This is a genomic window from Streptomyces litchfieldiae (assembly GCF_031845365.1).
GTDB classification, from domain to species: Bacteria; Actinomycetota; Actinomycetes; order Streptomycetales; family Streptomycetaceae; genus Streptomyces; species Streptomyces litchfieldiae.
In genome coordinates this window covers 1-451 of sequence record NZ_JAVREL010000114.1, presented here as the reverse complement: position 1 = coordinate 451, position 451 = coordinate 1, and the positions used below count along the sequence as shown (strand labels likewise).

Below are 451 nucleotides of genomic sequence, written 5' to 3'. Positions count from 1 at the left end.
CTCTACGTCCATGTGGGCGAGCGGGCCTGGGCCAAACTCTGCCTGGAGTACTCGCCGGACGTGCCGACCGTCTGCACGGTGGTCACCCGGGGCCACTCCGACGACGCCAACTCCTTCGCTGTGGACGGCAGTTCGGTCTGGCTGCGGGTGAGCCGCACCGGCCGGGCGTTCGCCTTCCACGCCTCCCGCGACGGCGTGCGCTGGACCTTCGTCCGCCTCTTCACCCAGGGCACCGAGAAGGAGACCGACGCGGCCCTCGTCGGCTTCATGGCCCAGGCCCCGATGGGCGAGGGGTGCGTCGTGACGTACGACCACATCGAGTACCGCCCGAGCTGGCCGAAGGACCTGCGCGACGGCAGCTGAGTGACCCCGGGAACCGGGGCGGCCCCGGACACGTCCTGGAACGCATGATCGACGAGCCCCGGCCCGCCCTCCCCCTGCTGATCAGAAC

Annotated in this window: 1 protein-coding gene; it reads left to right on the top strand. The window is 71.0% G+C overall.

Annotated elements, in window-relative coordinates:
- Positions 1–363 (top strand): DUF1349 domain-containing protein (locus RM590_RS35635; protein WP_311708961.1); only part of this gene is annotated, 363 nt, incomplete at its 5' end.
- Positions 364–451 lie beyond the last annotated feature (88 nt).